The following is a 16,535-nucleotide window of genomic DNA, read 5'->3' on the forward strand; positions in this document are numbered from 1 at the left end:
CGTTCGCGCAACAGAAAGGCTATCTTATACTGCCTGCGCCGTGGCCCAGCCGCTCGCCCAAGCCCATTGGAAATTATATCCGCCGAGCCAGCCGGTGACGTCCACCGCTTCGCCGATCGCATAGAGGCCGGGCACTTTTCGCGCTTCCATGGTCTGCGAGGAGAGATCGGCGGTGCTTATCCCGCCGACGGTCACCTCGGCCTTGGCGAAGCCTTCGGTGCCGTTGGGGGTGAAGCGCCAGCCCGCCAACTGCGCCTCGGCCTGCTCCAGCAGCGCGTCGCGGCAATTGCCAAGTTCGCTGGGCAGCGCGATGCGTTCGGCCAGGGTGGTGGCGAGCCGCTCGGGCAGCTGGCGGTTGAGGAGGCTGCGGAGGCCCAGGCGGGGCTCGCTGCGCTTGGCCTCGCGCAGCCAGCCCTTGGGTTGCTCGGGCAGGAAGTCGATCGCGATCGATTCGCCATGCTTCCAGTAGGAGGACACCTGCAGGATCGCCGGGCCGGAGAGGCCGCGATGGGTGAACAGCGCTGCCTCGCGGAAGCTTGCCTTGCCCGCGCTTGCGGCTACGGGCGTGGCGACGCCGGAGAGATCGCGAAACAGCACCTGGTCGGGGCCGAGGGTGAGGGGGACGAGGGCGGGGCGCGGCTCGACCACCTTCAGGCCGAAGCGGCGGGCAAGATCATAGGCGAAGCCGGTCGCGCCGAGCTTGGGGATCGCCGGGCCGCCGGTGGCGATGACGAGGGCAGGGGCCTCGGCGACGCCCTTGCTGGTGGTAACCCGAAAGCGGCCATCGGCATGGTCTATGTCGGTGATGCTGGCGCCGAGCTCGATCGTCACGCCGCCCATCGCGCATTCGCCGAGCAGCATGTCGACGATCTGACGCGCCGACCCGTCGCAGAACAGCTGGCCCAGCGTCTTCTCGTGCCAGGCGATGCCGTGCCGCTCGACCAGCGCGAGGAAGTCCTGCGCGGTGTAGCGGCCCAGCGCCGACTTGGCGAAGTGCGGGTTGACGGAGAGGTAGCGATCGGGCGTGGTGCCGAGATTGGTGAAATTGCACCGCCCGCCGCCCGAGATCAGGATCTTCTTCCCCGGCGCTTCGGCATGGTCGAGCAGCAGAACCTTGCGCCCGCGCTGGCCTGCCATGGCGGCGCAGAACATCCCCGCCGCGCCGGCGCCGAGAATGATTGCGTCATGGGTGCCGAGGGATGCGTGCATGCAGGCCCGTTAGCGCGGTTTCGGAGCCCCGAACAGCAAAACGCCGCAGGGGATGCCGGCGGCGCTTGCGTTGGTCCGAGGGTGGGTCGGATCAGATGTGGATCGGCTTGCCGAGCACGCCCATCGCCGCTTCCTTGATCGCCTCGGAATGCGTCGGGTGGGCATGGCAGGTATAGGCGATGTCTTCCGACGTCGCGCCGAACTCCATCGCCTGCGCCACCTGGGCAATCATCGTGCCGGCCGGCGCGGTGATGATCCAGGCGCCGAGCACGCGATCGGTCTTGGCGTCGGCGATCACCTTCACCCAGCCGGTGGTGTCGTCGATCGCCTTGGCACGGCTGTTGCCCGCCATCGGGAACTTGCCGACCTTCACCTCGCCCTTTTCGCGCGCCTGCTCCTCGGTGAGGCCGACGCCGGCGATTTCAGGGTGGGTGTAGACGACGCTCGGGATCACCGCGTGGTTCACGATGCCGGTGAGGCCCGCGATGTTCTCGGCGACCGCGATGCCTTCGTCCTCGGCCTTGTGCGCGAGCATCGGGCCCGGGATCACGTCGCCGATCGCCCACACGCCGTCGACGGCGGTGCGGAGGCTGTGATCGGTCTCGATCTGGCCGCGCTGGTTGGTGGCGAGGCCTATCTTGTCGAGGCCCAGGCCTTCGGTGTTCGGACGGCGGCCGATCGCGACCAGCACGACATCGGCTTCGAGTGTCTCCGCAGCACCGCCGGCGGCGGGCTCGACGGTGACGCTGGCCTTGTCGCCGTTGACGACGACGCCGGTTACCTTGGTGGAGAGCTTGATCTCCATGCCCTGCTTCTTGAAGATCTTGGCGGCTTCCTTGCGGACTTCACCGTCCATGCCGGGGAGCAGCTGGTCGAGATACTCGACCACGGTCACCTTGGCGCCGAGGCGCTGCCAGACCGAGCCGAGCTCGAGCCCGATCACGCCGCCACCGATCACGACCATGTTCGCCGGCACCTTCTCCAGCGCGATTGCGCCGGTGGAGTCGACCACGACCTTCTGGTCGACCGTCACGCCCGGCAGCGGGGTGACCGACGAGCCGGTAGCGATCACGATGTTCTTGGCGGTGACGGTGCGCTCGCCCACCTGCACGGTGTGCGCGTCGATAAAGGTGCCGAGGCCCTTTACCCACTCTACCTTGTTCTTCTTGAACAGGAATTCGACGCCGCCGGTCAGGCCCTTCACGGCCTTGTCCTTGTCGGCCATCATCGCCGGCAGGTCGAGCTCGACCGAACCGAGCTTGACGCCGTGCTTGGCCAGCGCGCCCGAGGCGGCTTCGTAGAACATCTCGGACGCGTTCAGCAGCGTCTTGGAGGGGATGCAGCCGACGTTGAGGCAGGTGCCGCCCAGCGTCTCGCGGCTCTCGACGCAGCCGGTCTTGAGGCCCAGCTGCGCCGCGCGGATCGCCGCGACATAGCCGCCGGGGCCGGAACCGATGATCAGGACGTCGAAATCATATTCAGCCATTGTTCGCTCCACGCGTGCTCCGGCCTTGGCGGGAGCGCAGGGGAATAGCCCCTAAAGGGTTTTGCGCCCCCGCTTTGGGGCGGGAGCGCAAGGGAATTACAGGTCGATCAGCAGACGGGTCGGATCCTCGATCGCGTTCTTGATCGCGACGAGGAAGGTCACTGCCTCGCGGCCGTCGACCAGGCGATGGTCGTAGCTGAGCGCAAGGTACATCATCGGGCGGACGACGACCTGGCCGTTACGGACGACCGGGCGATCCTCGATGCGGTGCAGGCCGAGCACGGCCGACTGCGGCGGGTTGATGATCGGGGTCGACATCAGCGAGCCGAACACGCCGCCGTTGGAGATGGTGAAGGTCCCGCCCTTCATCTCGTCCATCTTGAGCGTGCCGTCCTTGGCGCGCTTGCCGAAATCGCCGATCGTGCGCTCGATGCCCGCGACCGACAGGTCCTGCGCATCGCGGATCACCGGGACGACCAGGCCCTGCGGGGCCGAGACCGCGACCGAGACGTCGCAATAATCGTGATAGACGATCTCGTCGCCTTCAATCGAGCCGTTGACGCCGGGGATGTCCTTCAGCGCCATGCACGCGGCCTTCACGAAGAAGCCCATGAAGCCCAGGCGAACGCCGTGCTTCTTCTCGAACAGGTCCTTGTACTTGGCGCGCGCCTCGATCACCGCGGTCATGTCCACGTCGTTGAACGTGGTGAGCATGGCGGCGGTGTTCTGCGCTTCCTTGAGGCGCTTGGCGACCGTCTGGCGCAGGCGGGTCATCCGCACGCGCTCTTCCTTGCGACCGCCGGTCGCCGCAGGCGCAGCAACCGGTGCAGCGGCCGGCGCCGGAGCGGCAGCAGGCTTGGTGCTGGCGGCAGCGATCACGTCGTCCTTGGTCAGGCGGCCGTCCTTGCCGGTGCCCTGCACGGTCGAGGGATCGACGCCGGTTTCGAGCACCGCACGGCGCACTGACGGCGACAGCGCAGCGGCATCGGCCGACGGGGCCGGGGCCGGGGCAGCGGCAGGCGCCGGAGCCGGGGTCGCGGCCGGAGCCGCGGCGGCGACGGGGGCAGCAGTTGGAGCTGCGGCCGCGCCCTCACCGGCGATGATCGCGATCACGGCACCGACTTCGACGGTGTCGCCAACCTTGACGACATGCTCACCCATCACGCCGGCAACCGGCGAGGGGACTTCGACCGAGACCTTGTCGGTCTCGAGGCTGGCGATCGGCTCGTCGACCTGGACGGGGTCGCCCGGGTTCTTCAGCCATTCACCGACGGTGGCTTCGGTGATCGATTCGCCCAGTACGGGGACTTTGACTTCGGTGGCCATTCTCAACCTTTCCGGGTGCGGCGGATTTCTTCGCGGACATTATGGCCGAGCGCGTCGGCAACGAGCGCGCCCTGCTCTGCGGTGTGGCGCTTCATCAGGCCGGTGGCGGGCGAGGCCGCCGCGGCGCGACCGGCATAGCGCGGACGCTGTACCTTCGTGCCCGCGTCGATGAGGCATTCCTCGATCAGCGGCTCGACGAAGAACCAGTAGCCGTTGTTCTTCGGCTCTTCCTGGGCCCACACCACCTCTTCGAGGTTGGTCATGCGCTTCAGCCGCTCGGTCAGCGGCTCGCCCGGGAACGGGTAGAGCTGCTCGATCCGGACGATCGCGGTGTTCTTGTCGCCGGCCGCATCGCGCGCTTCGATCAGATCGTAGGCGACCTTGCCGGTGCAGAGCACGAGGCGCTTCACCTCGGTATCCGCCGGCGCGTTGGGGTCCGACAGGATCCGCTTGAAGTGGCTGTCGCCCAGGAACTCCTCGGCACTGGACACCGCCATCTTGTGGCGGAGCAGCGACTTGGGCGTCATCTGGATGAGCGGCTTGCGGAAGTTGCGGTGCATCTGCCGGCGCAGCAGATGGAAATAGTTCGCCGGCGTGGTGATGTTCACCACCTGCATGTTGTCCTGCGCGCAGAGCTGGAGGAAGCGCTCCGGACGCGCCGAGCTGTGCTCGGGGCCCTGGCCTTCATAGCCGTGCGGCAGCAGCATCACCAGGCCGTTGGCGCGGAGCCACTTGGACTCGCCCGACGCGATGAACTGGTCGATCATGATCTGCGCGCCGTTCACGAAGTCGCCGAACTGCGCTTCCCACAGCACCAGCGCCTTCGGATCCGCCAGCGCATAGCCGTACTCGAAGCCGAGCACGCCATATTCGCTGAGCGGCGAGTCCAGCACTTCGAAGCTGCCGTGCGGCACCGTGGTGAGCGGCACGTACTTGGCCTCGGTCTTCTGATCGACCCAGACGGCATGGCGCTGCGAGAAGGTGCCGCGGCCCGAGTCCTGGCCGGACAGACGCACCGCATAGCCTTCCGACAGCAGCGAGCCGAAGGCCAGCGCCTCGCCGGTCGCCCAATCGAAATTGGTGCCCGACTTGAACATCTCGCGCTTGGCATCGAGCACGCGGCCGAGGGTCTTGTGGATCTCGAGATCCTCGGGGACCGTAGTCAGCGTACGGCCGAGGCTATCGAACAGCTTCTTCTCGATGCCGGTCTCGACATTGCGGCGCGAGCCCTCGCCGTCCGACGGCGCGCCCAGGCCCGACCAGCGGCCGGCGAACCAGTCCGCCTTGTTCGGCAGATAGGTCTTGCCCGCCTCGAACTCGCCTTCGAGCAGCGTGGTGAACTGGTGGGTCTTCTCGTCGATGAAGCCCTGGTCGACCACGCCCTCGGCGATCAGCTTCTGGCCATAGATGCTGCTCACACCGGGGTGCTGGCGGATCTTCTGGTACATCAGCGGCTGGGTGAAGCCGGGCTCGTCGCCTTCATTGTGGCCGAAGCGGCGATAGCACCACATGTCGATCACGATGTCGCGGTGGAATTCCTGGCGGAACTCGATCGCCACCTTGCAGGCGAAGGTCACGGCTTCGGGATCGTCGCCGTTGACGTGCAGGATCGGCGCCTGGACGCCCTTGGCGACGTCCGACGGATAGGGCGAGGAGCGCGCGAACTGCGGGCTCGTCGTGAAGCCGACCTGGTTGTTGATGACGAAGTGGATGCAGCCGCCGGTGTTGTAGCCGCGGATGCCGGAGAAGCCGAGCGTCTCCCACACGATGCCTTGGCCGGCAAAGGCCGCGTCACCATGGATCAGCACCGGCAGAACCTGCTCATGCTTTTCCAGATCGCCGCGGATCGTCTGCAGCGCGCGCGCCTTGCCGAGCACGACCGGATCGGCCGCCTCGAGGTGCGACGGGTTGGCGACCAGCGACATGTGGACGCTGATGCCGTCGAACTGGCGATCGGTGGAGGTGCCGAGGTGGTACTTCACGTCGCCCGAACCGGCGACGTCGTCCGGGTTGGCCGAACCCCCGCCGAATTCATGGAAGATCACCCGGAACGGCTTTTCCATGACGTTGGCGAGCATGTTCAGGCGGCCGCGATGGGCCATGCCGTACACGATCTCGCGGACGCCCTGCTGGCCGCCATACTTGATGATCGCTTCCATCGCCGGAATCATCGATTCGCCGCCGTCGAGGCCGAACCGCTTGGTGCCGACATATTTCTTGCCGAGGAATTTTTCCCACTGCTCGGCTTCGATCACCTTGGACAGGATCGCCTTCTTGCCGTCCGGCGTGAAGGCGATTTCCTTGTCCTTGCCTTCCATCCGGTCCTGGAGGAAGCGGCGCTCCTCCACGTCCGCGATGTGCATGTACTCAAGGCCGACATTACCGCAGTAATTGGCCTGGAGGATCGCGACGATCTCGCGCACCGTGGCGTGCTGCAGGCCGAGTGCGCCGCCGAGATAGATCGGGCGATCGAGATCGGCGCCCGAGAAGCCGTGATATTCCGGCGTCAGATCGGCGGGCAGGTTCTGGCGGGCGAGGCCCAGCGGATCGAGATTGGCGGCGAGATGGCCGCGCACCCGGTAGGTGCGGATCAGCATCATCGCGCGGATCGAATCTTCCGCGGCCTTGGTCACGTCCGCCGTCGAGGCGGCGGGGGCGGCCGGCTTGGCCGGGGCACCGCCCTTGGCGGGCTTCGGCGCGGGCTCCATCTGGGTGGGGTCGAGCCCGGCCGTGAGCGCGTCGGTTTCGGTCAGCGGCCAGTTGGCGCGCTGCCAGCTGGGGCCAGAGGCCGTGGATTCGAGACCCTCGAACCAGGCACGCCAGCTCGGTTCGACAGAGGCCGGATCGCTCTTGTAGCGCCGGTACAGGGTCTCGACGAAGCCGGGGCTCACACCGCCGGCGATGTCGTCGAAGTCGAGGCCTTCATAGCCCATGATCATGCTTCCGTTCGTGTTAGCGCTCCCATCCCCACCTATATAGGAGCGCTACCGTTGCAGTTTAGCCCTTCAGCGCTTCCAGCAGCGTCTCGCCGAGCAGCGAGGGGCTGGGGGAGACGCGGATGCCGGCGGCTTCCATCGCCGCGATCTTGTCCTCGGCGCCACCCTGGCCGCCCGAGACGATCGCGCCGGCATGGCCCATGCGGCGGCCCGGAGGGGCAGTGCGGCCCGCGATGAAGCCGGCCATCGGCTTCTTGCGGCCACGCTTGGCCTCGTCGATCAGGAACTGGGCGGCTTCTTCTTCCGCCGAGCCGCCGATCTCGCCGATCATGATGATCGACTGGGTGGCTTCGTCGGCGAGGAACAGCTCGAGCACGTCGATGAAGTTGGTGCCGTTGACCGGGTCACCGCCGATGCCGACGGCCGTGGTCTGGCCCAGGCCTGCATTGGTGGTCTGGAACACTGCCTCATAGGTGAGGGTGCCCGAGCGCGACACGACGCCCACCGAGCCCTTGGAGAAGATCGAGCCCGGCATGATGCCGATCTTGCACTCGCCCGGCGTCAGCACGCCCGGGCAGTTCGGGCCGATCAGGCGCGACTTGGAGCCGGAGAGCGCGCGCTTCACCTTGACCATGTCGAGCACCGGAATGCCTTCGGTGATCGCGACGATCAGCGGGATCTCGGCGTCGATCGCCTCAAGGATCGAATCCGCCGCGAAGGGGGGCGGCACGTAGATCACGCTGGCGTCGGCGCCGGTCTTCGACTTGGCTTCGGCGACCGTGTCGTACACGGGCAGGCCGATATGCGTGCTACCGCCCTTGCCGGGGGTGACGCCGCCGACCATCTGCGTGCCATAGGCAAGCGCCTGCTCGGTGTGGAACGTGCCGGTGGCACCGGTCATCCCCTGGACGATGACCTTGGTGTTCTTGTCGACGAGGATGCTCATTCAGTTCGCCTTTTCCGGGTCGCTGGGAGGAGGGGTAAAGGAGCGCAGCGCAATCCAGCCGCCGAACGTGGCGAGCGAATATTGCGTCGTTCCGAACGAAGCGGCCGTGAAGGTCGCGCGATCGGGCTTGGATTCGGGGCGCGCATAGAGCGGCACCTTTTCCTCGCTCGGCAGCACGATCTTGCGGGCCGCGAGATAATCGTCGCCGCCGCCGATCCACAGGACCATGCAGGATTCGGCGAGCGTACCCGTGCCGGTGCCGGCCTTGGGTACGAACAGATAGGTGTTGCCGCCGGCGATGCGGTAGATGCTGTTGGGCACCTTGGCCGGTTCGGGGGCGGGCGTCTTCAGCGCATCGGCGGCATTCTCGGTCGCAGCGGCGCCGATGCCGATCGCGCGCTGCGCAGGCAGCGGCAGCGTCGCATAGGTTGCCGGTTCGGCCATGCCGCGAGTCAACCGGGCGCTGCCGCCCATGCATACCGCACGGAACAGCGCCACCGGCTCGGTCGGTGCCGTGGCGATCGCTTCCTGTGCGGAAGCGACGCCCGGCACCGCGACGAGCGCGGGAAGGATCAGGCGAGCGAGGAGTCGATCGACTTGCATGCCGCGACCAGTTCCTTGACCGCGTCGACCGAAACATCGAAATTCTGCTTCGCCGTGGGGTTCAGCTCGATCTCGACGATGCGCTCGACGCCGTCCTTGCCGATCACGATCGGCACGCCGACATACATGTTGTCGACGCCGTACTGGCCGGTGAGGTGCGCGGCGCAGGGAAGCAGGCGCTTCTTGTCCTTCAGATAGCTCTCGGCCATCGCAATCGCGCTGGTGGCGGGAGCATAGAAGGCCGAGCCGGTCTTGAGCAGCGCGACGATCTCGCCGCCGCCCGAACGGGTGCGCGCGACGATGGCGTCGATGCGCTCCTGGGTGGACCAGCCCATCTTGATCAGGTCGGGCACCGGGATGCCGGCGACGGTCGAATATTCGATCACCGGGACCATGGTGTCGCCGTGGCCGCCGAGCACGAAGGCGGTGACGTCCTCGACCGAGACGTTGAACTCTTCGGCGAGGAAGTGACGGAAGCGTGCCGAGTCGAGCACGCCGGCCATGCCGACGACCTTCTGGTGCGGCAGGCCCGAGAACTCACGGAGCGCCCAAACCATCGCGTCGAGCGGGTTGGTGATGCAGATCACGAACGCGTCGGGCGCGTGCGCGGCGATGCCTTCGCCCACGGCCTTCATTACGCCGAGGTTGGTCTTGAGCAGGTCGTCGCGGCTCATGCCCGGCTTGCGCGGGATGCCGGCGGTGACGATGCAGACGTCGGCGCCTGCGATGTCTTCGTAGCTGTTGGCGCCCTTGAGGTTTGCGTCAAAGCCTTCGACCGGGCCGGACTGCGCGATGTCGAGCGCCTTGCCCTGCGGGGTACCCTCGGCAATGTCGAACAGGACGATGTCGCCCAGTTCCTTGATGGCGGCGAGGTGCGCGAGCGTGCCACCGATCATGCCGGAGCCGATCAGCGCGATCTTCTTGCGGGCCATGGAATCTCCTTGGTTGGTTCCAAGCAAAGCGGTCGCGTGAACATGCGCCGCGAAAGCGAGGGCGGGATAGGCCTATAATAGCGAGGCTGCAACCCGGGATTCGGTGTGGGGGCAGGAATATCTTTGCAATTTGTTCGCAAGAGCAATAGCGGCCGATTTGCGCAGATTTCCGCGGGTCCTTCGATGCCGGGGCAAGCGAGGCCGGGGAGCGCTCTTTGCTGCCGCTCAGGCGGCGCGAGGCTTCCAGGTAAGTACACGCCAAATATAGAAGATCAGCATCGCCACCACGCCGATCACGATCGCGGGGGTGATGAACCGGTCGATCTCGGTGATCGCCGCGCCCAGGCCGTAGCCGACGCCGACCAGTGCGGCGTTCCACAGCGCGCTGCCCGCCGCGGTGTAGAGGCAGAATTTCCAGAAGGGCATGTGCATCAGCCCGGCGGGCAGCGAGATGATCGTGCGGCCGAACGGCATGAAGCGGAAAACGAAGATGGTGGGGCCGCCCCAGCGGTCGAAATAGCCCTTGAACCGCTCGACATCGTGCCACTCGACGGTGAGCCAGCGGCCCCAGCGCGCGACGAAGGGCTGCAGCCGCTCATAGCCGAGCCGCCGCCCGATCTCCCACCAGAAGAGATTGCCGAGCACGGTACCGAGCGTACCGACCACCACCAGCGCCACCGGATCGAAATGCCCGCGCGCTGCGCCGATGCCGGCCATGCCCATGATCGCCTCGGACGGGACCGGAGGAATGACGTTCTCCAGCACCATCAGCAGGAAGATGCCCCAATAGCCCCAGCCGAGGATCACACCCATCGCGTCAGGCCCCGATCAGGCGCGCGCGGCCACCCGGGCCTCGATCGCATCCCAGATCATGCCCGCCGTGTCGGTGCCGTTGAACCGGTCGATCGCGACGATGCCCGTGGGGGAGGTGACGTTGATTTCGGTCAGCCATTGCCCGCCGATAACGTCGATACCCACGAAAAGGAGCCCGCGCCTCTTGAGTTCGGGTCCCAGCACGGCGCAGATTTCCTTCTCCTTGTCGGTCAGCGCGGTCTTCGCCGCCGATCCGCCGACCGCGAGGTTGGAGCGGATCTCGCCCTCGCCGGGCAGCCGGTTGATCGCGCCCGCCACTTCGCCGTCGACCAGCACGATGCGCTTGTCGCCCTTTACGATGTCGGGGAGGAAGGCCTGCACCATGTGCGGTTCGCGATAGGCGGTGTTGAACACCTCGATCAGCGAGGAGAGGTTGGCGCCGTCGCGGCCGATCTTGAAGATCGCCTTGCCGCCATTGCCGTGCAGCGGCTTGACGACGATCTCGCCATGTTCGGCCAGGAACGCCTTGGCCTCGTCGACCGAGCGGGTAACGAGCGTCGGCGGCATGAACTGCGCGAAATCGAGCACCCACACTTTTTCGGGCGCGTTGCGGACCTGGGCGGGGTCGTTGACCACCAGGGTGCGGTCGGCGATGCGCTCGAGCAGGTGGGTCGCGGTGATGTAGCCGAGATCGAAGGGCGGGTCCTGGCGCATCAGCACCACGTCTGCCTCGTCGCCGAGATCCAGCTTCACCGGATCGCCGAAGCTGAAGTGATTGCCCGCCACGCGCTGCACCGTCACCGGATGCGCCTTGGTCCAGACGCGACCGGCGCTGTAGTTCAGGTCCTCGGGGGCATAGTGGAACAGCTTGTGCCCGCGTGCCTGGGCGGAGAGCATCAGCGCGAAACTCGAATCGCCGGCGATGTTGATCGAATCGAGCGGGTCCATCTGCACGGCGACGGTAAGCATGCGGCCTCCTTGGGTGTCTTGCCGGGCTAGGTCACCCGATCCAGGCGTTCTCGATATGGCGAGGCAGCGTCCGCGGGGCAATGAGGATCACGTCGACGCGGATATCGTCGCCGGGCCCGGCATAGCGCGGCATCAGCAGTTCCGCCGCGGCGGCGACGCGGGCGAGGCGGCGCGCGTCGATCGCATAATCGAGTTCGGCGGCGGACTTTCGCGTCTTCACTTCGACGAAGGCCACCAGGCTGCCGCGCCGTGCCACGATGTCGACTTCGCCGGCGGGCGTGCGGACCCGCTGATCGAGAATCCGCCAGCCGCGCAGCCACAGCCACCAGGCCGCGCGCCGCTCGCCGTCGCGGCCACGCAGTTCGGCGGCGCGGCGGTCCCTCACCCCTTCAATTCCATCGCGCGGGCGTAGAGCGCCTTGCGGTCCAGCCCCAGCTTCTTGGCGACCTCGCCCGCGGCCTTGGAGGCGGGTAGGCGGGTGAGTGCCTCCACCAGTGCCGCTTCGCCGTCCTCCAGCGTCGCCGGCGGTGCCTCGCCCGGCGGGCCGACGATGATGACGATCTCGCCCTTGGGCGGCGCCTCGGCATAGCGGGCGGCGAGGGTGGAGAGGGTGCCGGTCACGCATTCCTCGAATTTCTTGGTGATCTCGCGCGCAACGCCTGCCTCGCGATCGCCCAGCCCCTCGGCGAGCGCCGACAAGCAGGCGGAGAGGCGGGGCCCCGACTCGTACAGCACCAACGTCGCCTTGATCGCGGCGACCTCTGCAATGGCTTCCGCCCGCGCATGTGCCTTGCTCGGCAGAAAGCCGAGGAAGAAGAAGCGATCGGTCGGCAGCCCGGCAAGCGTCAGCGCGGCGATCGCGGCGCAGGGGCCGGGAATCGTAAACACGGTGTGGCCCGCCGCGCGGGCGTCGCGGACCAGCTTGTAGCCGGGATCGGAGATCAGCGGCGTGCCCGCATCGGAGACCAGCGCCACTGCCTCGCTGCCCATCCGCGCGATCAGGCCGGGGCGCACCGCATCGGCATTATGGTCGTGATAGGGCTGCATCGGCCGCTTTACCCCGATGTGGCGGAGCAGCCCGGCGGTCACGCGGCTGTCTTCCACTGCAACCACATCGGCTTGTGAGAGTATCATGCTGGCGCGCGGCGACAGGTCACCGAGATTGCCGATCGGGGTGGCGACGATATAGAGGCCGGGCGCAAGCGTGTTTTCCATCGGGGAGTGTCATGGCAGAGGGCAGCGGCAAATCGCAACCGGGACGCGTCGCGTCCCTTCGTTTGGCCGTGACCGGTCTCGCCCTGCTGGCCAGCGCCTGCGTCGCGCCGCGCGGCGGTCCGCCGACCGCGCCGACCGCGCCGGCCGAGCGCCCGGCCGAGCGGCCGAGCACGCCGATCCAGCAGGGGCTGCCGCAGGACGTCGCGCGTCACCGCGTGGCGTTGCTGGTGCCGCTGACCGGCACCAATGCCGGGCTCGGCCGCTCGCTGCAGAACGCGACGCAGCTGGCGATCCTCGACACCAACACCGATGCGATCCGCATCACCAGCTACGACACCGCCGGTCCCGGCGGGGCGATCGCTGCGGCCGAACGCGCCGTGGCCGAAGGCAACAAGCTGATCCTCGGCCCGCTGCTCGGCGAAGATGCCCGCGCGGTGGCGCCGATCGCGCGCAAGGCGCGGGTGCCGGTGCTCAGCTTCTCCAACGATGCCAGCGCGGCAGGGAACGGCGTCTACCTGCTCGGTTATTCGCCCAGCCAGTCGATCGACCGCGTGGTCGACTATGCCAAGGGCAACGGCATCACCCAGTATGCGGGGCTGATCCCCTCGGGCGTCTATGGCCAGCGCAGCTCGACCGCCTTCCTCCGCGCGGTGGAGAGCGCCGGCGGCAAGGTGCTGGCGATGCAGAATTACGACGCGCGGCCGGGTTCGATGAACGCCGCGATCGCCAAGCTGTCGGGCGTGCCCTACCAGGCGATCCTGATTGCGGGCAGCGCCGGCTCGGCGACGCTCGCGGTGCCGGCGATCCGCCGCTCGGGCGCGGGCAAGGCGGCGCGGGTGCTCGGTACCGAGCTGTGGAACACCGATTCGGCGATCGCCAGCCGCCCGGTGCTCAACGGCTCCTGGTTCGCTAGCGTGCCCGACGGCGTCTACCGGCAGTACGCGGTGAAGTACCGCAACCGCTTCGGCGCGGCGCCGTATCGGCTGTCGGCGCTCGGTTATGACGCGGTGCTGCTGACCGTGCGGATCGCCCGCGATTGGAAGAACAATACGGACTTCCCGGCCTCGATGCTCGTCGACCACGATTTCGGCGGTGTCGACGGCGCCTTCCGCTTCGGCCGCGACGGCGTCGCCGCGCGCGCGCTGGAGGTGCAGGAAGTGCGCGACGGATCGATCGTGACCGTGTCGGCGGCGCCCGCCAGCGCCAACTGAGGCGAGGTCGCTCCAGCAAGTCCTCCTCCTGGCTTCGGCCGGGAGGAGGACTTGCTGGATTTCTAGACCACGATCTCGCGCAGGATCGCTTCGAGCACGGGCATGCCCGCCTCGGTAACCCGCAGCCTTGTGCCGTCGCGCTCGGCCAGCCCTTGCTGCACGATACGCTCTAGCGCCCTGGCGTCGATCGGCGGCGTCCCGTCCGCCAGCACGGCGATGCGATCGAGATCGACGCCTTCGCCGATCCGCAGCCCCATCAGCAGCGCCTCGATCGCGCGATCGGCGGGGTCGAGCCTGTCCTCGCGCTCCATCCCGTGCCCGTTGCGGTCCAGCGCCGCCAGCCAGTTCTCGGGCTTCTTGTGCCGCAGCGTCGCGAGGCCCCCGCGCCGGCCATGCGCGCCGGGCCCGACGCCCGCATAATCACGGTAGCGCCAATAGGTGAGGTTGTGGCGGCTCTCCGCGCCCGCGCGGGCATGGTTGGAAATCTCATAGGCGGGCAGTCCCGCCGCGGCGGTGATCGCCCGCGTCATCTCGAACAGGTCGGCGCCCATATCGGCATCGGGAACGGTGAGCTGGCCCTTGGCGGCCAGCGTCGCGAAGCGCGTGCCGGGCTCGATGGTCAGCTGGTAGAGCGACAGATGCTCGGTGCCGAAGCCGATCGCGCGGCGCAGTTCGGCCTCCCAAGCGTCGAGCGACTGGCCCGGGCGCGCATAGATCAGGTCGAAGCTCACGCGCTCGAACGCCGCCTGCGCCGTGGCCAGCGCCGCGAGCCCTTCGTCGACACCGTGCGCGCGGCCGAGGAACACCAGCGCGTCGTCGTCGAGTGCCTGCAATCCCAGCGACACGCGGTTCACGCCCGCGCGCGCAATGTCGGCAAAGCGTGCGGCTTCGACCGAGGAGGGATTGGCCTCCAGCGTGATCTCGATGCCGTCCTCGAACGTCCAGGCCTTGGCGGCTGCGTCGATGATCGCGGCCACCGTCTCGGGCGGCATCAGCGAGGGCGTGCCGCCGCCGAAGAAGATCGATCCCAGCCGTCGCCCCGGCAGCGCCGTCGCTTCATGCGAGAGATCGGTCAGCAGCGCATCGCGCCACCGCGCTTGGTCGACACTTTCGCGAACATGGCTGTTGAAGTCGCAATAGGGGCATTTGGACACGCAGAACGGCCAATGCACATAGAGTGCGAGGGGGGCGGGATCGTCTGTCATGGCGTGCAAACTGGGCAGTTCTTGATCAACTGGTGGCGAGGCTGGGCGAAATCGGGCGCGGCCGCTCCTGCCTCGATCCCTCTCCTACATAGGGCTCGGGCCCGAAAATGCGAGCGGGTTGGCGGGCTCGCGGAGGGCGCGGCGCGCAGCGGGATCGTGCAAGAAAGGGGCGGGCATAAGGCAGCCGACCGCGCGGCCGGTAATCTGACTGCGACAAAGTTTTGCGACAAACCGCGCCTAGGGAGGTCGAACATGCGGTACCCCCGCATGCCGCCCATGAGTCCCCGTGTCGTTTCGGTTTGCGAGGCCGGCACGGGGCCGGCTCTATAAGGCTACGGATTAGCGCGCTGCGCATGCGAATGGACGAGAACAGGATGAATGGAAACGACCCGCATTTCGCCGCGCAGCACCAGGGGAGTGAGGTCGTCGAACGGCGCACCCTGTCCCCCCGGGCCCGCCTGATCAGCTGGATCGTCGGGATCGTCGCGGTCGTCGCGCTGGTCGCGCTGGCGGTGATGCTGTCTCAGGGCAGCGGCTCCTCCGCCGGCAAGCAGGGTGGCGGGCGTCCTGGTGGTGGCGGCGGCGGGGGTGGCCGACGCGGCGGCATGTCGGCGCCGACCACGGTGGGCACGGCCAAGGCGGCGCTGGCCGATCTGCCGGTGCAGGTCGAGGCGCTCGGCACGGTGACCCCGGCGGCGACCGTCACGGTGCGGCCGCAGGTTTCCGGCACGATCGTCCAGCTGCTCTACCGCGAAGGCCAGCTCGTCCAGAAGGGGCAGGCGCTCGCGGTGATCGATCCGCGCCCCTATCAGGCAGCGTTGCTGCAGGCGCGTGGCGCGCTCACCCGCGACCAGGCACAGCTCGAAAATGCGCGGCTCCAGCTCGCCCGCTACAATACGCTGCTCGCGCAGGACTCGATCGCGCGGCAGGATCGCGACACGCAGGCGGCGCTGGTCCACCAGCTGGAGGGCACCGTGCTCGCCGATCGCGGATCGGTGCAGCAGGCGCAGATCAACCTCGGCTATACTCGCATCGTCTCGCCGGTCAGCGGGCGCGCCGGCCTGAAGGTGGTCGATATCGGCAATTATATCGGCGCGGGTGATACCAACGGCATCGTCGTCGTCACCACGCTCCAGCCGATCGACGTCGAGTTCGCGATACCGCAGCAGCAGGCGCCCGAGATCCAGAAGCGCATCGCGCAGGGCGCGCAGATCCCGGCGATCGCGCTGGACAGCACCCGCACCAAGACGCTCGACACCGGCAATTTCTCGACGCTCGACAACCGTGTCGACACCAGCACGGGCACGATCAAGGGCAAGGCGCGCTTCGCCAATGCCGGCTTCCAGCTCTACCCCAGCCAGTTCGTCAACGTGCGCCTGACCATCGAGACGGTGCAGAAGGCCGTGACGGTGCCGCCCGCCGCGATCCAGTCCGGCCCCGATGGCCCCTTCGTCTGGCTGCTCAAGCCCGGTCGCACCGTCACCGAGCGCAAGGTGAAGCTGGGTGTCGCCGTGGCGGACAAGACCCAGATCACCGACGGCCTTGCCATCGGCGACACGGTCGTGACCGACGGTGCAGACCGGCTGAACGAGGGTGCCAAGGTCGCGCTGCCCGGCGATGCCCCGCCGGCGCGGGACGGGCAGGGCGGCGGCAAACGGCGGCGCAGCGGCGGCCAGGGCTGACC

Annotated in this window: 14 protein-coding genes; 2 read left to right on the plus strand and 12 right to left on the minus strand. The window is 67.7% G+C overall.

Translation table 11 applies throughout. The features are described from left to right. Positions 1-24 precede the first annotated feature (24 nt). From ACTJKY_RS04285 to rsmI, 11 genes are all read right to left on the minus strand, one after another. Positions 25-1,209 (minus strand): NAD(P)/FAD-dependent oxidoreductase, encoded by a 1,185-nt coding sequence (locus ACTJKY_RS04285; RefSeq protein WP_440844420.1) that lies wholly within the window; start codon positions 1,207-1,209, stop codon positions 25-27. A 91-nt stretch (positions 1,210-1,300) separates the two neighbouring features. Next, positions 1,301-2,695, minus strand: a complete 1,395-nt coding sequence (gene lpdA / locus ACTJKY_RS04290; protein ID WP_440844421.1) for a dihydrolipoyl dehydrogenase — start codon at positions 2,693-2,695, stop codon at positions 1,301-1,303. Between the two features lie 96 nt (positions 2,696-2,791). Next, positions 2,792-4,021, minus strand: coding sequence for a 2-oxoglutarate dehydrogenase complex dihydrolipoyllysine-residue succinyltransferase (odhB, locus tag ACTJKY_RS04295; protein ID WP_440844422.1), 1,230 nt, complete (start codon positions 4,019-4,021; stop codon positions 2,792-2,794). A gap of 2 nt (positions 4,022-4,023) precedes the next feature. Continuing rightward, positions 4,024-6,954, minus strand: coding sequence for a 2-oxoglutarate dehydrogenase E1 component (locus ACTJKY_RS04300; RefSeq protein ID WP_440844423.1), 2,931 nt, complete (start codon positions 6,952-6,954; stop codon positions 4,024-4,026). Between the two features lie 64 nt (positions 6,955-7,018). Beyond that, complete coding sequence (sucD, locus tag ACTJKY_RS04305) at positions 7,019-7,903, minus strand: succinate--CoA ligase subunit alpha (RefSeq protein WP_141988350.1); 885 nt, start codon at positions 7,901-7,903, stop codon at positions 7,019-7,021. Beyond that, complete coding sequence (locus tag ACTJKY_RS04310; RefSeq protein WP_440844424.1) at positions 7,904-8,506, minus strand: hypothetical protein; 603 nt, start codon at positions 8,504-8,506, stop codon at positions 7,904-7,906. It lies immediately after the preceding gene. Further along, a complete protein-coding gene (mdh, locus tag ACTJKY_RS04315) occupies positions 8,476-9,438 on the minus strand; it encodes a malate dehydrogenase (protein WP_093298274.1) in 963 nt (320 codons plus the stop codon). The genes ACTJKY_RS04310 and mdh overlap by 31 nt, the downstream gene beginning before the upstream one ends. A gap of 225 nt (positions 9,439-9,663) precedes the next feature. Then, complete coding sequence (locus ACTJKY_RS04320) at positions 9,664-10,251, minus strand: DedA family protein (protein WP_440844426.1); 588 nt, start codon at positions 10,249-10,251, stop codon at positions 9,664-9,666. Between the two features lie 15 nt (positions 10,252-10,266). After that, positions 10,267-11,220, minus strand: coding sequence for a glutathione synthase (gene gshB, locus ACTJKY_RS04325; protein ID WP_440844427.1), 954 nt, complete (start codon positions 11,218-11,220; stop codon positions 10,267-10,269). Positions 11,221-11,251: 31 nt separating this feature from the next. After that, positions 11,252-11,605, minus strand: a complete 354-nt coding sequence (locus ACTJKY_RS04330; protein WP_440844428.1) for a YraN family protein — start codon at positions 11,603-11,605, stop codon at positions 11,252-11,254. Next, positions 11,602-12,435 carry a 16S rRNA (cytidine(1402)-2'-O)-methyltransferase gene (rsmI, locus tag ACTJKY_RS04335; protein WP_440844430.1) on the minus strand — a complete coding sequence of 278 codons (834 nt, stop codon included), beginning with the start codon at positions 12,433-12,435 and terminating at the stop codon, positions 11,602-11,604. Before rsmI ends, ACTJKY_RS04330 begins: the two co-directional genes overlap by 4 nt. Positions 12,436-12,446: 11 nt before the next feature. Here rsmI and ACTJKY_RS04340 point away from each other — a divergent pair, with 11 nt between their 5' ends. After that, on the plus strand, positions 12,447-13,646 hold the full coding sequence (locus ACTJKY_RS04340; protein WP_440844432.1) for a penicillin-binding protein activator: 1,200 nt from the start codon (positions 12,447-12,449) through the stop codon (positions 13,644-13,646). Positions 13,647-13,708: 62 nt separating this feature from the next. Here ACTJKY_RS04340 and hemW read toward each other — a convergent pair whose 3' ends face one another. Next, positions 13,709-14,851: a radical SAM family heme chaperone HemW gene (hemW, locus tag ACTJKY_RS04345; RefSeq protein ID WP_440844433.1), complete on the minus strand. Its 1,143-nt coding sequence runs from the start codon at positions 14,849-14,851 to the stop codon at positions 13,709-13,711. Between the two features lie 374 nt (positions 14,852-15,225). Here hemW and ACTJKY_RS04350 point away from each other — a divergent pair, with 374 nt between their 5' ends. After that, positions 15,226-16,533, plus strand: coding sequence for an efflux RND transporter periplasmic adaptor subunit (locus ACTJKY_RS04350; protein WP_440844435.1), 1,308 nt, complete (start codon positions 15,226-15,228; stop codon positions 16,531-16,533). The last annotated feature ends 2 nt before the right edge of the window (positions 16,534-16,535 follow it).

The organism is Sphingomonas sp. 22176, assembly GCF_052045505.1.
GTDB lineage: Bacteria > Pseudomonadota > Alphaproteobacteria > Sphingomonadales > Sphingomonadaceae > Sphingomonas.

Coding starts and splice junctions, on each gene's coding strand:
- ACTJKY_RS04285 (WP_440844420.1), bottom strand. CDS start 1,209: ATGCACGCATCCCTCGGCACCCATGACGCAATCATTCTCGGCGCCGGC.
- sucD (WP_141988350.1), bottom strand. CDS start 7,903: ATGAGCATCCTCGTCGACAAGAACACCAAGGTCATCGTCCAGGGGATG.
- ACTJKY_RS04300 (WP_440844423.1), bottom strand. CDS start 6,954: ATGGGCTATGAAGGCCTCGACTTCGACGACATCGCCGGCGGTGTGAGC.
- odhB (WP_440844422.1), bottom strand. CDS start 4,021: ATGGCCACCGAAGTCAAAGTCCCCGTACTGGGCGAATCGATCACCGAA.
- gshB (WP_440844427.1), bottom strand. CDS start 11,220: ATGCTTACCGTCGCCGTGCAGATGGACCCGCTCGATTCGATCAACATC.
- ACTJKY_RS04320 (WP_440844426.1), bottom strand. CDS start 10,251: ATGGGTGTGATCCTCGGCTGGGGCTATTGGGGCATCTTCCTGCTGATG.
- rsmI (WP_440844430.1), bottom strand. CDS start 12,435: ATGGAAAACACGCTTGCGCCCGGCCTCTATATCGTCGCCACCCCGATC.
- mdh (WP_093298274.1), bottom strand. CDS start 9,438: ATGGCCCGCAAGAAGATCGCGCTGATCGGCTCCGGCATGATCGGTGGC.
- lpdA (WP_440844421.1), bottom strand. CDS start 2,695: ATGGCTGAATATGATTTCGACGTCCTGATCATCGGTTCCGGCCCCGGC.
- ACTJKY_RS04340 (WP_440844432.1), top strand. CDS start 12,447: ATGGCAGAGGGCAGCGGCAAATCGCAACCGGGACGCGTCGCGTCCCTT.
- hemW (WP_440844433.1), bottom strand. CDS start 14,851: ATGACAGACGATCCCGCCCCCCTCGCACTCTATGTGCATTGGCCGTTC.
- ACTJKY_RS04350 (WP_440844435.1), top strand. CDS start 15,226: ATGAATGGAAACGACCCGCATTTCGCCGCGCAGCACCAGGGGAGTGAG.
- ACTJKY_RS04310 (WP_440844424.1), bottom strand. CDS start 8,506: ATGCAAGTCGATCGACTCCTCGCTCGCCTGATCCTTCCCGCGCTCGTC.